Below are 15,972 nucleotides of genomic sequence, written 5' to 3'. Positions count from 1 at the left end.
GGGGGGCTGTGGTGGAGGGGACGGGGCGGATGGAACGGATCGCGTCGATCCAGCGTCTGGGCGAGCAGTGGATACGGGAGCTGACAGACGCGGACGAGGGCGGTTTCGTGTGCTCGCCCGCCGGCCTCTGGCTGGCCCTGGCGGCCGTGGCGAGCGGGGCGCGCGAGGAGACGGCCGCCGAACTGCGTGCACTGCTCGGGGTGGCGGACCGGGAGGCGGCCCCGGCCGTGACGGCCGCCGCGCGCGACCTGGCCCGTACCGACGCACTGGCGGTGGCCACCCGGGTGTGGACCAGGGTGCCCGTCCTGCCCGCGTACCGGGAGGCGTTGCCGGACATCCCGGTCGGAGCGATGGACCCGGCGGAGGCCGACGCCTGGGTGCGCGGGGCGACCGGCGGCCTCGTCGAGCGACTGCCCCTGCGGATCACCGACGCGACCCTGCTCGCGCTCGTCAACGTAACGGCACTCAGGGCGCACTGGGAGACGCCGTTCGACGGGCGCTCCACCCGGGATCTCCCGTTCACCGACGCGGCGGGGACGAGCCGCCCGGTGGCGACCATGCGGAGGCCGGTGGCGCCGCAGGACGTCTGGACGGCCGACGGCGCCTGCGTCGTCGAGCTGCGCTGCCGTACCGGCCCGGGCGGCGGGGCTCCGGCGCGGGTCCGGTTCGTCCTCGGGGAGCCCGGCGCCGGGGCCGCGCGCGTACTGCCGTCGGCATGGGCGCCCCGGGCGTCCGGTGCACCCCTGGAGGCCGGCGCGGTCAGCGTCGGGATTCCCCGGTTCACCCTGCGTACGACGGTGCAGGTCGCCGAGCAGCTGCCCGCACTCGGCGTACGGATCGCGACCTCCGGCGCCGCCGACTTCAGCGGTATCTCACCCGTACCGCTCGCCCTCTCCACCGTGGTCCAGGAGGCCGTCGTGAAGATCGCCGAGAAGGGTGTGGAAGCCGCGGCGGTCACGGTCGTGCCGACGCGGGCGGGGGCGGCGTCCAGCCCGGGACAGGTGCGGCACATCGCCTTCGGCCGCCCGTTCGGCGTCGTCGTCCTGGACGGGGTCTCGGACGTCCCGCTGTTCGCCGGCTGGCAGGCGGACACGCCGGTCCACGAGGGCTGACGCCGGGGCGGCGCCGGGCGCCGCCGCGCACCCTCTGCCCGGCTCATCCTCAGGGGGGTGGCGCGGGCCGAAGGTGTCCGGGAGGTTGATTGTGTCCAGCTCATGAGGCAATGAGAGGCTTCATCCGCACAGCCCCGCGTCGAGGGGACCGTGCACGGAACGGTGGGAGGGTCGGCGCGGGTGGCAAATGCGGAGCAGAGCGTGCGGGGGAACACGACGGGCTCGGGGACGGGGGCCGGGGCGACCCGGGTGGTGCTCTGGCTGGTCGTGGCGGCACTCGCCGTACGACAGATGGCGGCGCTGCTGCGGCAGCCGCCCGGGGAACGCCTCACGGACCTGGAGACCTGGATCGGCCCGGACGGGGTCCTCCAGGTGACGGGGTCCCTGTACGACACCGGGCGCTTCACCGGAACACCGTTCGCGGGGCTCGTCCTGAAACCCCTGCCGGCCTCGGCCGAGCAGACGTTCGGCGTCGTGTGGACCTTCGGATCACTGCTGCTCGTCGCCGCACTCGGCATCGTGGCGGCACGTGCCCTGCCCGCCCCGGTGAGCAGGCGCACGATGCTCCTCGCGGCCCCCGTCGCCATCACCCTGCTCATGCTGTCGCTGCCCGTCCGCAACGCGCTGCACCTCGGCCAGACGAGCATCCTGCCGGTCCTGCTGGTGCTCCTCGGCTGGTTCGTGGCCCGGGGTGAACGCACCTCGGGCGTGCTGATCGGCCTCGCCGCCGCTCTCCAGCCGGCCGTGCTGCTCTTCGCCGCGCTCCTCTGGCTGACCGGCCGGCGCCGGGCCGCGGCGACTTCGGGCGCCGCCTTCGCCGGCTGCACCGCGCTGGCCTGGGCCGCGATGCCGCACGACTCCTGGACGTACTGGCTGCACCATGTGGCGGGCGCCGGCCTCGGCGACCGGCCGGACAGCCTGGCCAACCAGTCCCTGCACGGCGCGCTGCTCCGGCTCGGCCTCGAAGGTCCCGCCGAGATCGTGGTGTTCCTCGCCGTGGCCGCCGCCGTCTGCTTCCTCGGACTGCGGCGCGCCGTGCGGTACGCGCAGGACGGCCAGCTCCTCCTCGCGGTCGCGGTGACCGGCTGCGTCGTCGTCGCCGTCTCGCCGACGGCCTGGCAGCACCAGGTGCTGTGGGTGCTCCTCGCCGTCGTCGGCCGCGTCGGCAAGCGGGCCTCCGACCGGCTGGTCTGGCCGGCCGTCGTGCTGCTGGTGCTCACGCTGCCCGGAAAGATGCTGCTGCCGAACATCGGCGCCGTCATCCCCGTACGGGACAACGTCCTGCTGATCGCGGCGCTCGGCGCGGCCTGCGTCGCGCCGTTCCTGCCGCGCTCCTCGCCGTACTGGCAGCGGCCCGTTCCCACGGACTACGCCAAGCCCGTCGCGGCTCGCTGGAGACGGGTGCCGCTTCTGCCCTTCTGGCGCAGGGTGCTCACCCGCCCCAATCTGCTGCTGGAACTCCTGCTCATCCGCGTCGTCTACTCCGCGTACGCGAAGGTCCGGCTGCTGGCGACGGCCGGGCGGCCCACCGCCGAGGAACACGGCCGTCAGATCCACTCCATCGAGCAGTGGCTGCACATCGACATCGAACACTGGGCCAACCACGCGGTCGTGGAGATCAACTGGCTGCGCGAGTTCTTCGACTACTACTACTCGACGTTCCACTTCCTTGTGCCGCTGGCGATCCTCGGCGTGCTGTACGTGCGACGGCCCGCCGACTACCGCTGGGTCCGCAGCTCCATCGGTTTCGCCACGCTCCTCGCGCTCGTCGGCTTCTGGCTCTACCCGCTGGCCCCGCCCCGTCTGATGCCGGGCCTCGGATTCATCGACACCGTCCACGGCGTGCAGGACTTCGCGAAGCCGGACTACGGGACGCTGACGTCGATGACCAACCAGTACGCGGCGATGCCGTCGCTGCACTTCGGCTGGTCGCTGTGGTGCGGTGTGGTCATCGTGATGCTCGCGCCGAAGCTGTGGATGAAGGCGCTCGGCCTGCTGCATCCGCTGTTCACGGTCTGCGCGATCGTCGCCACCGGCAACCACTGGGTGCTCGACGCCGCAGGCGGGGCGGTGGTGGTCGGTCTGGGCTTCGGGCTGACGTACGTCCTGTCGGGACCGCGCGCACTTCGGCAGGCGTCCTCGCAGGACGTGGTGCCTTCGCTGGAACCCGTGCCTTCGCTGCAACCCGTACCTTCGCCGGAGTCCGTGCCGTCGTCCGAGCCGGTCCCTGCGCCGGAACCGTCCCCGGCGCCGTCCGGGGCGTCCGGACCGGGTGAGACGCCCGGCCCCGGCCGCACGGCCGAGAAGGTCGGCGGAAAGCCGTAGCCGCCCGGACCGGCCGAAGGGGTGCCGGGGCGGTCCTCACCGCCCCGGCACCCCTTCGGCATGGATCGCCGCGTCACCAGCATCCGCCCGTACGGTCCACTACGCCACTCGGGGGAATCAGCCCGGCGGCCCCAGGGCCCAGGCGGCGAGGGAAAGGGTGGCCATCGACACCACCGTGGAGGCCACCACGGAGTTACGGGCGAGGGCGGTGTCCAGGCCGTACTGGCGGGCGTAGAGAAACGCGTTCTGGGCGGTCGGCAGCGCGGAACACAGCACCACGGCGAGCACCTGCTGCTCCGGCAGGCCCAGCAGCAGCGCGACACCGAAGCCGGCCAGCGGCTGTACGAGGTTCTTGAGCGCGACCGCCACGGCGACCTCCCCCCGGCTCGCCGGCGCCTCGGTGGCCTCCGCCCCGTCCCGGCGGCCGTGCAGGGACAGACCCAGGGTGATCAGGGCGGTGGGTACGGCGGCTGCGCCCAGCAGGTCGCAGGAGCGGCCGAGCGCGGACGGCACCCGCAGGTCCGTCGCCGCGACGAGCACGCCGAGCATCGAGGCCATGATGACCGGGTTGCGGACCGGCATGGTCAGCATGCGGCGCAGGACGGGCCGCCAGTGGACGCGGCCCCGGTCCGTCCCCGTGTCCAGCAGGGTCAGGATCACCGGGGAGACCAGCAGCACCTGGAACAGGATGATCTGCGCGACGAACGAGGCGTCGCCCAGCACCTGCACGGCCACCGGGATGCCGAGGTTCGCGGAGTTCACGTAACCGGACGCCATGCCGGTGATCGCCCGGTCGGCGGTCTTGCGGCCGAAGAACCGCCCGGCCGCCAGGAAGCCCAGCGCGCAGACGGCCACCGTGCCCGCGCCGAACGCGATCACCGACTGGTTCGCGAAGGAGCTCAGGCGGGCCTCGGACACCATCATGAACAGGGCGGCGGGCATGGCCACATGGAAGACGAACCGGCCGAGCACGGCCTCCGCCTGCTCCCCGAGGAGGCCGCCGCGCCCGACCGCGTAACCGGCGGCGGTGAGCACCCAGATGGGCGTGAAAGCGGAGAGCAGGGCATGCATGGCCTTCATGATCCCCGGACGGCCCGGCCCTCCCCGCAGCGGGCCGGACCGGGACCCACGGGTGCAGGTCAGCCGGTGACGGTACTGACCTGCAACTGCTTGATGCCGTTGAGCCAGGCCGAGCGCAGCCGCCGGGGCTCGTCCACCAGACGCAGGCCGGGCAGCACATCCGCGATGGCGTTGAAGATCAGGTTGATCTCCATCACGGCGAGGGACTTGCCGAGGCAGAAGTGCGGGCCGCCGCCGCCGAATCCGAGGTGCGGGTTCGGGTCGCGGGAGATGTCGAACTTCTCCGGGTGGTCGAAGACCTCGGGGTCGTTGTTGGCGGAGGAGTAGAACAGCCCGACCCGGTCCCCCTTCTTGATCCGCTGCCCGCCGAGCTGGAGGTCCTGTGTCGCGGTGCGCTGGAAGGAGACCACGGGTGTCGCCCAGCGGACGATCTCCTCGGCGGTGGTCGCCGGCCGTTCGCGCTTGTACAGCTCCCACTGCTCGGGGTGGGTGAGGAAGGCGTGCATCCCGTGGCTGATGGCGTTACGGGTGGTCTCGTTGCCTGCGACCGCCAGCAGGATGACGAAGAAGCCGAACTCGTCGCCGGAGAGGTTCCCTTCGCCCTCCGCCGCGACCAGCTGGGACACGATGTCCCTGGCCGGGCACTCCTTGCGCGCCGCCGCCAGGTTCATCGCGTACGAGACGATCTCCATGGCCGCCTCGGTGCCGACCTCCTCGGTGATCGCGTACTCGGGATCGTCGTACGCGGCCATCTTGTTGGACCAGTCGAAGATCTTGGACCGGTCCTCCTGGGGCACGCCGATGAGCTCGGCGATGGCCTGGAGGGGGAGTTCGACGGCGATGTTGGTCACGAAGTCGAAGGAGCCGTCCTCGTCCGCGGCGGCGAGGGCGGTCTCGGCGATCGAGCGGGCGCGGCTGTGCAGGGCCTGCTCCAGGGACCGGATCGCGCGCGGGGTGAAGCCGCGCTGGACGATCTGGCGGACCCGGGTGTGCTCGGGCGGGTCCATGTTCAGCATGATCAGCTTCTGGACCTCGATCTGGTCGCGGCTGATCGTCTCGTTGAAGCGGATGACCGCCGTGTTGGTGTGGGACGAGAAGAGTTCGGGATGGGTGGAGACGTACTTGACGTCCGCATGGCGGGTGACGGCCCAGTAGCCCTCGTCGTCGAAGCCGGAGATCCCGGCGGGCTGGGCGCACCACCAGACCGGTGCGGTCTCCCGCATCTCGGTGAACTCCGGGTGGGGCACCCGGGCTTGGAGCAGGTCGGGATCGGTGAAGTCGAACCCTTCGGGCAGATGGGGGCAGCGCATGGGCACCTCTCCACTCCAGGTCTGGCAGCGAACTGTCTGACGACCCATCAGAAGTAGCCCGAAAGGTAGTAACGAGTTCTACAAGTCGCAAGGGTCGTGGCCGGATGTGTTGCCCGGGACGGCGAGCCGTGCGTAACGGAGTGCGCGGCGCGGGCGCAAGGTGCGTGCACGACCCTTGCGTACCGGGGGTAAGCGTCATAAGACTGCTTGCAGAACTAGAACGCGTACTAGTTCCTTCCGTGGGTGCCGGGACGCCCCAGCGGAAGCGCGAGGAGAGGACGAGCTCATGGCCGCGGAACCCGTCATCGTCGAAGCCGTACGCACCCCCATCGGCAAGCGCGGGGGCGCGCTCGCCAATCTGCACCCCGCCTATCTGCTGGGCGAGACCTACCGTGAACTCCTGGGCCGCACCGGCATCCAGGCCGACTGCGTCGAGCAGATCGTCGGCGGTACGGTCACCCACGCCGGCGAACAGTCCATGAATCCGGCCCGCAACGCCTGGCTGACCGTGGGCCTTCCCTACGAGACCGCCGCCACCACCGTGGACTGCCAGTGCGGTTCCTCGCAGCAGGCATCCCACTTGGTCGCCAACATGGTCGCGGCCGGGGTCATCGACGTGGGCATCAGCTGCGGCGTCGAGGCGATGTCGCGCGTACCGCTGGGCAGCGGCTCCAAGCACGGCCCGGGCAAACCCTGGCCGGACGAGTGGAACGTGGACCTGCCCAACCAGTTCGAGGCCGCCGAACGCATCGCCCGCAAGCGCGGCCTGACCCGCGAGGACGTCGACTCCCTCGGGCTGCTCTCGCAGGAGCGGGCGGCTGTGGCCTGGGCCGAGGAACGCTTCAAACGCGAGACGTACGCGGTCCAGGTGCCCACCACCGAGGAGGAACAGGCCGCGGGGCAGGGCATGTGGCGGCTCGTCGACCGCGACGAGGGGCTGCGGGACACGACGATGGAGGGCCTCGGCGGCCTCAAGCCGGTCATGCCCACCGCGATCCACACAGCGGGCAACTCCTCGCAGATATCCGACGGGGCCTGCGCCATCATGTGGGCGTCCAAGCGGATGGCGCGGGCCCTCAAACTCAAGCCGCGCGCCCGGATCGTCGCCCAATCGCTGGTCGGCTCCGACCCGCACTTCCACCTCGACGGGCCGATCGACGCGACCCGCGCGGTGCTCGGCAAGGCGGGCATGTCGCTCAGGGACATCGACCTCGTCGAGATCAACGAGGCGTTCGCGTCCGTGGTGCTGAGCTGGTCGCAGGTTTTCGGCCAGGACCTGGAGAAGGTCAACGTCAACGGCGGCGCGATCGCGCTCGGTCATCCGGTCGGCGCCACCGGGGCCCGGCTCATCACCACGGCCCTGCACGAACTGGAGCGCCGCGACAAGGAGTTCGCGCTCATCACGATGTGCGCGGGCGGGGCGCTGGCGACGGGGACGATCATCCAGCGGCTCTGAGGCGGTCACGGGGCAGGGCCTCGGAGAACACGCCGCCGTTCCGTCCCGGTCAGGGAGCGGACGGCGGCACGTTCGGGCAGCCGGTGCGTGCGGCAGGGGTCCGGGGCAGAAGACTCGCCCGAACCGTTCCGTCGAACGGTACGGTGAACGTCCAGGTCATGCCTCTCCGGTCATCGGACGCCCGGAGGCCGTCGGTCGGCCAACGGCCACCCGACGAAGCGGCAGGCTCCGGGCGAGGCGGGGGGAGCCGTGACGGAACGCAGACGTTTTCTCGTATGGGCGGGCGCACTCCCGCCGGCAGTCGTGGTCTCCGGCTGCGCCACCGGTCCCCGTACAGGCGCGAAGGCCGTAGCATCCAAGGCCCCTGAGATCCGCACGGACACCGGGCCGCTGACCAGGCGCCTGCCGAAGCTCGGCCGCATCGTCTCGGCGCACTGGCAGCAGGAGACTCCCGGCGGGGACAGCCGGGTACCCGGCCCCACGGACTACTTCGTCAACGCCCTCATGAAGCTCGGCTCGGGCTCGGTGGCCGCCCTGACGGCATCCGCGCAGATGGAGCCGGCGGTGGCAGGACCCGAGCCCGACGGCATCTCCATTCCCGCCGGACTCACCGAGTTCGTTCCGGGGCAGGCGCGGTGGGTGCGCAGCGCGGCACTCGACGAGAGGTTGGTGCGCGCCGACTTCGCAGCGCTCTACTTCGACCGGGCCTCCGACACCGTCTACCTCTCGGCCACCAACCTGCTCCTGCCGGACACCGCGACGGCCGAGGCCGGACCGGACGGCAAACAGGTGACCATCACGCCCACGCCGTAGCCCCCGCGCCGCGCCGGGTCCGGAGCGCGGCGTGCGAGGGCGGGCACGGCGAAGGCCCCCGACCGGACAACTCCGGTCGGGGGCTTCGTGTAAAAGGGCTGAGGCTCAGTACCAGCCGTTGGACTGCCAGAAGTCCCAGGCGCCGCACGGGCTGCCGTAGCGGTCCTCCATGTAGTCGACGCCCCACTCGATCTGGGTCCTGGCGTTCGTCTGCCAGTCGGAGCCGGCCGAGGCCATCTTCGAGCCGGGCAGGGCCTGGACCAGGCCGTAGGCGCCCGAGGAGGCGTTGGAGGCGTTGACGTCCCAGTCGCTCTCGTGGTCGACGATCTTGTCGAAGCACGTGTACTGGGCGTTGTCGTCGATCAGCTTCTTCGCCGTTGCCTGCGCGCTCGCGGCGGACGTCGGGGCGGCGGCCGGGGCGGCCGTCGCCGGGGTGACGGCCAGGGCCAGACCGGTGGCGCCCAGCAGCACGGTCGCGCCGGCGGCGGCGGTCCTGCGGCGGGCGGTGCGGGGCTGGGCGAGGATGCGACGGGCGAACGACACGTAGAGTCCTGACGTCGGGAACGGGGGAGTCGCGGCCGGTCCGAGTGGTGCGGGACCGGTACTCGTCGACCGTGGCCATTCGAGCGGGGCCTGCGGTGTCCGGCGACGTGATCCATGGTTAGCGACGCCGGTCGGCCGACGCAACGGCCCCGGGTACGGCCTCGCCTCGCAGACAGGGACCAAAGTCCCGGGCCGGGGGCGCGCACAGGGGGCGGCGGCGCGGTTCAGGGGCTACTAAGGCCGCTCGTGGAGGACCAAGGGCCTGTGGGGGCCTTCACGCCTTCGGGACCTCGAATGTGACCTGGGCCTCGAAGGCCGCCCGGCGGGTGGCCCGGCGCAGTGCCTTCAGCAGGGTCGGGCCCACGGCGAAGGTCAGGGCCACGGTGAGTACGGCCCGGCCCAGGTCCCAGCCCAGCGAGGTGGCCAGGCAGTACGCGACGAAGCGGACCAGGTTCTCGTGCACGGGGTCGCCGGGGACGAACGAGATGCCGGAGCCGGCGGGCGGCACGATGGTCCAGCCGTAGAGGTTCATCACCGTGCCGTACGCGAACGCCGCCACGCATCCGTACACGGCGAGCATCAGCACTTCCGCGCGGCCCCGCAGCCGGTCCTGGCCCGGCAGCAGGCCCGCGCCCATCGTGAACCAGGCCATCGACAGCATCTGGAACGGCATCCACGGCCCCACCCCGCCGGTGAGCAGCGCGGACGCGAACATCGTCACCGAACCGAGTACGAAGCCGAAGCCCGGCCCCAGCACCCGCCCGCTCAGCACCATCAGGAAGAATATCGGCTCCAGGCCCGCCGTGCCCGCTCCCAGCGGGCGCAGCGCGGCGCCGACCGCAGCGAGGACCCCCAGCATCGCCACCGCCTTCGCGTCCATCCCGGAGTCGGAGATGGTTGCCACGACCACGGCGACGAGCAGGGGCAGCAGCGCCGCGAACAGCCAGGGCGCGTCCTTCTCGTGGGCGACGCCGAACTCCGGGCCGGCGAACAGCGGCCAGCCGAAGGCCGCCACCCCGATGGCGCTGATGAGGACCAGCGCGGCGATCGCCCGGGGGCCGAGACGGATCGGGCGGGTCCGGTGGCCGGTGGACCCGCTCACGGCGTGGCCTCCAGCGCGGTGCGTACCTGGGACACGGTCAGCCACTGCTGCGGCGCCAGGATCTTCGCGGTCTGCGGGGCGAACGCGGGGGAGGAGACGACGACCTCCGCCGTCGGGCCGTCCGCCACGATCTCCCCGTCCGCGAGTATCACCACCCGGTGGGCCAGTTCCGCCGCCAGCTCCACGTCGTGCGTCGCCAGGACGATGGCGTGTCCCTGGACGGCGAGACCGCGCAGGATGCCGACCAGGCGGGCCTTGGCCGCGTAGTCCAGGCCCCGGGTCGGTTCGTCCAGGAGGAGGAGCGGGGGGCGGCCGGTGAGGACGACCGCCAGGGCGAGCGCGAGGCGCTGGCCCTCGGAGAGGTCCCGGGGGTGGGTGCCGTCGTGGATGCCGGGGAGCAGCTCGGCCACCAGGGCGCGGCAGGTGCCGGGGGCCGCGTCCGCGTCGGCGTCCGCCGCCGCGCACTCGGCGGCGACGGTGTCCGCGTACAGCAGGTCGCGCGGTTCCTGCGGGACCAGGCCGACCTGGCGGATGAGGTCACGGGGGCGGGTACTGCGCGGGGTGTGGCCGCCGACCGTGACGGTGCCCGTCGTGGGCTCGATCATGCCGACGAGGGTGGCGAGGAGGGTGGATTTACCGGCGCCGTTGCGGCCCATGAGGGCGATGGTCTCGCCGGGGGTGACCGTGAATGTGACCCGGCGTAGTGCTTCTATTCGTCCACGGCGTACCCCCAGGGCCTCGACACGTGTGACGGGGGCGGCGGGCGTCTCGGGGGCGGCGGGCGTCTCGGGGGCGGCGGGAGATCGGCGGCCGAACAGGCGGGTGAGCTTTTCCCCTGCCCGCCCCTCCCCGAACCCGGGGGCTCCGCTCCCGGACCCCCGGTTACGGGAAGGGGCGGGGTGGGGGACATGCCGATCCCCGGGCACGCCCCGCACCGGTGCTGCGCCCGCCAGCCTCGCCCGCAGGTCCCCCGCGCCGCGCCGTGCGTCCCGTACGGACAGGGGCAGCGGTGACCAGCCCGCGAGGCGGCCCAGGGCCACCACCGGCGGGTGGACCGGGGAGACCGCCATCACCTCCTGCGGGGTGCCGGTCACCGGGGCCGCGCCCGGCGACGGCAGCAGGATGACCTGGTCCGCGTACTGCACCACCCGTTCCAGGCGGTGCTCCGCCATCAGGACCGTCGTCCCCAGGTCGTGCACGAGCCGCTGGAGCACGGCGAGGACCTCCTCGGCCGCCGCCGGGTCCAGTGCGGACGTCGGTTCGTCCAGGACCAGCACCTTCGGGTGCGAGGTCAGGACCGAGCCGATCGCGACCCGCTGCTGCTGGCCGCCCGACAGCGTGGCGATGGGCCGGTCGCGCAGCTCGGCCAGACCCAGCAGGTCGAGCGTCTCCTCGACCCGCCGCCGCATCACGTCGGGGGCGAGACCCAGCGATTCCATGCCGTACGCGAGCTCGTCCTCGACGGTGTCGGTGACGAAGTGCGCGAGCGGGTCCTGCCCCACCGTGCCGACGAGGTCGGCGAGTTCACGCGGTTTGTGGGTACGGGTGTCGCGGCCGTCGACCGTGACCCGGCCGCTCAGCGTGCCGCCGGTGAAGTGCGGTACGAGCCCGGACACCGCGCCCAGCAGGGTGGACTTCCCCACCCCGGACGGGCCGACGAGCAGGACCAACTCGCCCTCGGGGACGGTCAGGTCGAGGCCGGAGAGGGTGGGCCGGTCCGCTCCGTCGTACCGTACCGAGACCTGGTCGAACCGGATCATGCCTGCTCCTTGAAGCCTGTGGATGAGGGCGGCAGCGGTGCCACGACCGCGGGCAGCAGACCGATGAGGACCGCGGCCGCGGGCCACAGCGGCAGCACCGGGGCGGTCAGCGGTACGACGCCGGGGTGCAGGGCCTGCGGATCGGCGCCGCCCGCCCAGATCATCGCGGCGGCGACCACCGCACCCGAGCCCGCCACCAGCCAGGCCCTGGCCCCCCACCGGTCGGGCCGGTAGCGGGTGCGGACCGAGCGGCGGCCGCCCAGCCGCAGCCCCGTCATCGCGGCGGCCAGGCCGACGAGCAGCAGCGGCAGCCCGTACACGGCGCCCTGCGAGGCGAGCAGCCCGTACGTGCCCGCGCACACCCCGAGCAGCCCGCCGAGCGTGAGGACGTTCGTGGTGTGCCGGACGGCGGGCGGCACCTGCGCCGTCCGTCCGTATCCGCGCGCGTCCATCGAGGCCGCCACCGCCACCGACCGCTCCAGGGCACCTTCCAGGACCGGCAGTCCGATCTGGAGGACGGCCCTGATCCCGCCGGTCGGCCGCCCCCGCAGCCGCCGGGCCGTACGCAGCCGCGCCACATCGGCGACCATGTTCGGCGCGAAGGTCATCGCCACGACGACGGCGACCCCCGCCTCGTACAGCGCGCCCGGCAGGGACTTCAGCAGCCGCGCCGGATTGGCCAGCGAGTTCGCCGCGCCGATACAGATCAGCAGGGTGGCGAGTTTCGCCCCGTCGTACAGGGCGAAGACCACCTGCTCGGCCGTGACCCGGCCGCCGATCCGCACGCCCTGCGCCCAGTCGGGCAACGGCACTTCGGGGAGCGTGAACAGCGTGTGCGTGCCGGGAATCGGTGAACCGAGGAGGACGGAGAACATCAGCCGTACGCCGACGACGAACAGCCCGAGCTTGATGAACGCCCCGTACGAACGGGCCCACGGCGCGTCCGTGCGCCGCGCCGCCACCACGTAACCCGCCACGCCGACCAGCAGCCCGAGCAGCAGCGGGTTGGAGGTCCGGGAGGCGGCGGTGGCCAGGCCGAGCGCCCACAGCCACCACGCCCCGGCCGGCAGCGCGTTGCTGCGGGTGGCCTCGGGCGCGCGCAGGGCACGGTGCAGCCGTGCGGCACGGGTGGAGCGGGTCATCGGCGTCGGCGGGCCTGGAGGACGGCGGCGATACCGAGCAGCAGGACGGCACCGAGGCCGACGAGCACGCCGGCCGACGGACCACTGCTGTCGTCGTCGCCGGTGGCCGGGGAGCGGGTGACCGGGGCGGAGGCGGCGGGCTCGGAGGTGTCGTCGGCATCCCCGGCGACCTGGTCCCCGCAGCCCGACGCCGGGTAGCCGGAGATCGCGCACAGCAGCGCGTCGCTGCTGTAGCGCAGCGGCGTCGCCACGGACGCCAGCGCCTCCGCCGCGCTCGCGTCCGGCTCCACCCGCGCGCACGCGGCGCGCAGCGCGGGCGGCGTCTCGCCGGCGGGGGCGTCCGCCGCGGTGCCGGGGTCGATGACGACACCGATCCGCTTCGTGCCGTCCTGGACGGGCGTGCCCGCGCAGATCTCCTCGAAGTCCGGGGCGTGGCGCGGCTGAGCGGAGTCCTGGGAGTCCTCGCTCACGGAGAAGCGGAAGCCCTCGACCGCTCCGTCGTCGGGCCGTGTCAGGGACGGGCCCTGCGTGGCGTACGTCCAGTTCTTCCCGTCGCTCTCCCAGAACGACCAGTAGCGGTACCCGGCCGCCTGCGCGCTCCCCGCGCCCAGCACGGCCAGGAGGCCGCCGATGACCAGCAGCAGGACCGCGGCTCCGGTCCGGCCCCGTGCGATGCCCCCCGCTCGCGTCACAGCTGCTGGTTCTTCCGGCGGCTGCTGAGCAGGAAACCGATGCCCGCACCGAAGGCGAGGCCGACGCCCACGAGCCACCAGACGCCCATGCCGCCGTCGTCGCTGCTCTTGTCCTTCACCGGCTGCTGCCCGGTGACGGTCGGCGAGGGGACGGCCGTGGCGGCGGGCGCGGGGCCGGTCGCGTTGAGCTGTGCGACGAGGTCGACGCCGCCGAAGTCACGGGCGTCGGTGCCGGTGGCGTGCGCGGCGAGCACCAGCTGCGCGGTGGCCGCGGGGCCGCCCTGCCGGGCCCAGTTCTTCGAGTTCTTCTCCAGCCACCGCACGGCTCCGGCCGCCTTGTCCTTGTGGCCGGAGGCGGCGAGCGCGACGACCGCGTCCGCGGTGTTGCCGAAGTCGGGCTGCGGCGCGGTGTCCTCGGCGCCCGGCATGGGAGGCAGATTCAGGTACGGCTGCTCGCCGAGCACGTCCGCGAGGTAGTACGCGCCGTTCTGGGCGGTCTGCTCGGGGCTGAGGTCCGTGCCCTTCTGGCAGACGGGCGCCTTCACCGCGTTGGAGTTGCCGGCGGCCAGTCCCTTGCCCATGGCGCCGAGCACTCCGGCCGCCGTGGCGTCCGCGTTGGCGGCGAGCTTTCCGTCCTTGTCCGGCTGGTAGGCGAACGCGCCGCCCCCGGCACCGCCGCAAGGGATGGCGAACATCTGGAGCGCCGCGTACGGCGTCTTCCCGCCGAGCGTGGTGATGTCGCCCAGCTTCTGGCCCGCCCTGGCGAGCGCGCCGATCACGATCGCGGTGGAGTTGGCGTCGCTCGGGCTGCCCGGGTTGTAGCCCCAGCCGCCGTCCTCGTTCTGTACGGACTTCAGCCACCGGACCCCGTTGTCGACGGTCTCCCGGTGCACGGCGAGCTCGACGAGCGCCTGGACCGCGGCGGCGGTGGCGTTGGTGTCCGCCACCGTCTTGGGGTCGCAGTTCTTGGTGGCGTCACGGTAGGAGGGGAACGCGCCGCTCGCGCACTGCTGGCCGGCCAGCCAGTCCACCGCCTTCGTGGACGGCGTCACGTACTCGACCTTCTGGGCGAGCAGGGCGAGCGACTGGCGCCAGACACCGTCGTACGTCGGGTCCGAGGTGCCGTACAGGCCGGGCGGCAGTGCGGTGGTCGGGGACGGCGACGGGCTCGGGGCGGCGACCGCGGCGGGAGCGGCGGTGGCACAGAGCACGGCGGTGGTCGCGAGCGCGGCTGCGCTGCGGCGTACGGACATGGCTGGCTGGGCCTCTCCTGCGGGGACCGGGCGCAGGCGCACTGAGGCACCGGGCTCCGGCCCCGTATACCTCGACGGTGCCGGCCACCGGGGTTCCGGTGGCGCGAGCCGGTCACGACCGCGTACAGGGCATTCCGACTTCACCGCCGTTAGGCGGATCACGGTTGCGTGGTCAGTGCCGGAGTCGCACCGGCTTTCCCCTGTACGGGCATGATGACGACCCGCTCACTCTACCGGCCCGCCCCGCGCCGCTCCCGGGCGGACGGCCCCCTCAGACCGCGACGTACGTCACCGGATCGCTGCCCGTCGCCTCCGCCCGCCCGAGCTTCACCAGGCGCCGCAGATGGGCCTCGGCCTCGGAGACGGCGATGGACCGGGAGCCGTGGGGGATCTGCTCCCAGGGCCGGTTCCACACCATGCGCTCGGCCAGCTGCCACGGGGTGAGGGGCGCGGCGAGCAGGGCGAGCAGCCCGGTCAGCCGCTCCTCGTGGTGGTCCAGCAGCTCGCGTACGCGTCCGGCGGCGTCCGTGAACGCGTGCTGGTGCGCCGGGAGCACCTCGGCGACGCCGAGGCGGCCGATGCGTTCCAGGGAGTCGAGGTAGTCGCCGAGGGGGTCCGTGACCGTCGTGTCGTCCGGGTCCTCGTACAGCCCGATGTGCGGGCTGATCCCCGGCAGCAGGTGGTCGCCGGAGAAGAGCCTGCCGCGGCCCGGCAGCCGCGCCGGGTGGTCCTCCTCCAGGTGGAGGCAGACATGGCCCGGGGTGTGGCCGGGCGTCCAGATGGCGCGCAGCCTGCGGCCCGCCAGGTCCAGCAGCTCGCCCGGGACGATCTCGCGGTCCGGGATCGCGGCGCGCAGTCCGGGCAGGGTGCGCGTCCGGCCGCTCGCACGGGCCGCCCTGAGCGGGGCGAGGTGTTCCTCGGGCGCGCCCGCCGCGGCGAGTTTCGCCGTGAGGTAGGCGAGCCAGGCCGCCGGTTCGGACTCCCGGGTGCGGCGCACGACCTCGGTGTCCGCCGCGTGCATCGCGATCCAGGCCCCGGAGACCTCGCGGACCTGGCCGGAGAGGCCGTGGTGGTCGGGGTGGTGGTGCGTGATGACCATGCCGTGGATGTCGGTGACGGCGGTCCCGAGGGAGCCGAGTCCAGCGACCAGGGTGTCCCACGACTCCGGGTCGTCCCAGCCGGTGTCGACGAGGACCGGCCCCCGGTCGGTGTCGACGAGGTGGACGAGGGTGTGACCGAGCGGGTTGTCCGGGATGGGCACCTTGATGCTGTGGATGCCTCCGCCGTGGTCGGTCACCTGGGTCATGGGTTCCTCGTCTCTGACAAGAACTCGTTCCAGTAGTAGCCCCAGTCAATCACCCTTGCCGCCGTGGATCGATCCCGA

The 15,972-nt window shown here is 72.8% G+C and carries 13 protein-coding genes and 1 riboswitch; of the genes, 4 read left to right on the top strand and 9 right to left on the bottom strand.

The features are described 5' to 3' along the window. The first annotated feature begins 29 nt into the window (after positions 1–29). On the top strand, positions 30–1,112 hold the full coding sequence (locus ACFWSK_RS26935) for a serpin family protein (protein WP_383791217.1): 1,083 nt from the start codon (positions 30–32) through the stop codon (positions 1,110–1,112). A 252-nt stretch (positions 1,113–1,364) separates the two neighbouring features. Continuing rightward, a complete protein-coding gene (locus tag ACFWSK_RS26930; protein ID WP_383791276.1) occupies positions 1,365–3,437 on the top strand; it encodes a bifunctional glycosyltransferase 87/phosphatase PAP2 family protein in 2,073 nt (690 codons plus the stop codon). A gap of 117 nt (positions 3,438–3,554) precedes the next feature. Here ACFWSK_RS26930 and ACFWSK_RS26925 read toward each other — a convergent pair whose 3' ends face one another. Both ACFWSK_RS26925 and ACFWSK_RS26920 read right to left on the bottom strand, forming a co-directional pair. Next, a complete protein-coding gene (locus ACFWSK_RS26925; protein ID WP_383791214.1) occupies positions 3,555–4,508 on the bottom strand; it encodes an AEC family transporter in 954 nt (317 codons plus the stop codon). Positions 4,509–4,576: 68 nt separating this feature from the next. Next, positions 4,577–5,827 (bottom strand): cytochrome P450, encoded by a 1,251-nt coding sequence (locus tag ACFWSK_RS26920; RefSeq protein ID WP_383791212.1) that lies wholly within the window; start codon positions 5,825–5,827, stop codon positions 4,577–4,579. A gap of 286 nt (positions 5,828–6,113) precedes the next feature. Here ACFWSK_RS26920 and ACFWSK_RS26915 point away from each other — a divergent pair, with 286 nt between their 5' ends. Together ACFWSK_RS26915 and ACFWSK_RS26910 are read left to right on the top strand one after the other, a co-directional pair. Beyond that, positions 6,114–7,283, top strand: coding sequence for a steroid 3-ketoacyl-CoA thiolase (locus tag ACFWSK_RS26915; protein ID WP_383791209.1), 1,170 nt, complete (start codon positions 6,114–6,116; stop codon positions 7,281–7,283). A gap of 249 nt (positions 7,284–7,532) precedes the next feature. Then, positions 7,533–8,096, top strand: coding sequence for a hypothetical protein (locus ACFWSK_RS26910; protein ID WP_383791206.1), 564 nt, complete (start codon positions 7,533–7,535; stop codon positions 8,094–8,096). Between the two features lie 105 nt (positions 8,097–8,201). Here ACFWSK_RS26910 and ACFWSK_RS26905 read toward each other — a convergent pair whose 3' ends face one another. The 7 genes from ACFWSK_RS26905 to ACFWSK_RS26875 form a co-directional block, all read right to left on the bottom strand. Beyond that, the gene (locus tag ACFWSK_RS26905) at positions 8,202–8,639 is read right to left on the bottom strand and encodes a lytic transglycosylase domain-containing protein (protein ID WP_383791204.1); all 438 of its coding nucleotides are present in this window, start codon (positions 8,637–8,639) and stop codon (positions 8,202–8,204) included. 274 nt (positions 8,640–8,913) lie between these two features. Next, positions 8,914–9,741 carry an ECF transporter S component gene (locus ACFWSK_RS26900; protein ID WP_383791201.1) on the bottom strand — a complete coding sequence of 276 codons (828 nt, stop codon included), beginning with the start codon at positions 9,739–9,741 and terminating at the stop codon, positions 8,914–8,916. After that, positions 9,738–11,501 (bottom strand): ABC transporter ATP-binding protein, encoded by a 1,764-nt coding sequence (locus ACFWSK_RS26895; protein WP_383791198.1) that lies wholly within the window; start codon positions 11,499–11,501, stop codon positions 9,738–9,740. The genes ACFWSK_RS26900 and ACFWSK_RS26895 overlap by 4 nt, the downstream gene beginning before the upstream one ends. After that, positions 11,498–12,643, bottom strand: a complete 1,146-nt coding sequence (locus tag ACFWSK_RS26890) for an energy-coupling factor transporter transmembrane protein EcfT (RefSeq protein ID WP_383791195.1) — start codon at positions 12,641–12,643, stop codon at positions 11,498–11,500. Before ACFWSK_RS26890 ends, ACFWSK_RS26895 begins: the two co-directional genes overlap by 4 nt. Continuing rightward, on the bottom strand, positions 12,640–13,335 hold the full coding sequence (locus ACFWSK_RS26885; protein ID WP_383791193.1) for an SCO2322 family protein: 696 nt from the start codon (positions 13,333–13,335) through the stop codon (positions 12,640–12,642). Before ACFWSK_RS26885 ends, ACFWSK_RS26890 begins: the two co-directional genes overlap by 4 nt. Next, positions 13,332–14,588 (bottom strand): prenyltransferase/squalene oxidase repeat-containing protein, encoded by a 1,257-nt coding sequence (locus ACFWSK_RS26880; RefSeq protein ID WP_383791190.1) that lies wholly within the window; start codon positions 14,586–14,588, stop codon positions 13,332–13,334. Before ACFWSK_RS26880 ends, ACFWSK_RS26885 begins: the two co-directional genes overlap by 4 nt. A 127-nt stretch (positions 14,589–14,715) precedes the next feature. Continuing rightward, a riboswitch (cobalamin riboswitch) is annotated at positions 14,716–14,790 on the bottom strand. A gap of 69 nt (positions 14,791–14,859) precedes the next feature. Beyond that, positions 14,860–15,894: an MBL fold metallo-hydrolase gene (locus ACFWSK_RS26875; protein WP_383791187.1), complete on the bottom strand. Its 1,035-nt coding sequence runs from the start codon at positions 15,892–15,894 to the stop codon at positions 14,860–14,862. Positions 15,895–15,972: the final 78 nt, after the last annotated feature.

The organism is Streptomyces sp. NPDC058620 (assembly GCF_042717135.1).
Taxonomy (GTDB): Bacteria; Actinomycetota; Actinomycetes; order Streptomycetales; family Streptomycetaceae; genus Streptomyces.
The sequence above is the reverse complement of the archived record's forward strand: the minus strand, read 5'-3'. Positions and strand labels throughout refer to the sequence as shown.